Source organism: Nonomuraea sp. MG754425, from assembly GCF_021699195.1.
Classification (GTDB): Bacteria; Actinomycetota; Actinomycetes; order Streptosporangiales; family Streptosporangiaceae; genus Nonomuraea.
The window spans coordinates 1-285 of sequence record NZ_SSXE01000581.1 but is presented as its reverse complement, the minus strand read 5'-3'; the positions used below and the strand labels follow the sequence as shown (position 1 = coordinate 285).

Genomic DNA, 285 nt, shown 5'->3' with positions numbered 1-285 from the left:
GAGCTGACCCCGGAGGAGCGGCTGCTGCGCGCGATCTTCGGTGAGAAGGCGCGCGAGGTGCGCGACACCTCGCTGAAGGTGCCGCACGGCGAGCAGGGCAAGGTCATCGCCGTCCGCGTGTTCAGCCGCGAGGAGGGCGACGAGCTCCCCCCCGGCGTCAACGAACTGGTCCGCGTGTACGTGGCCCAGAAGCGTAAGATCACCGACGGCGACAAGCTGGCCGGCCGGCACGGCAACAAGGGCGTCATCTCCAAGATCCTGCCGGTCGAGGACATGCCGTTCCTC

Annotated in this window: 1 protein-coding gene; it reads left to right on the top strand. The window is 68.8% G+C overall.

Annotated features, from left to right (window positions below; translation table 11 throughout):
- On the top strand, window positions 1–285 hold a 285-nt coding region (locus FAF44_RS56660; RefSeq protein ID WP_237111240.1), incomplete at both ends, for a hypothetical protein.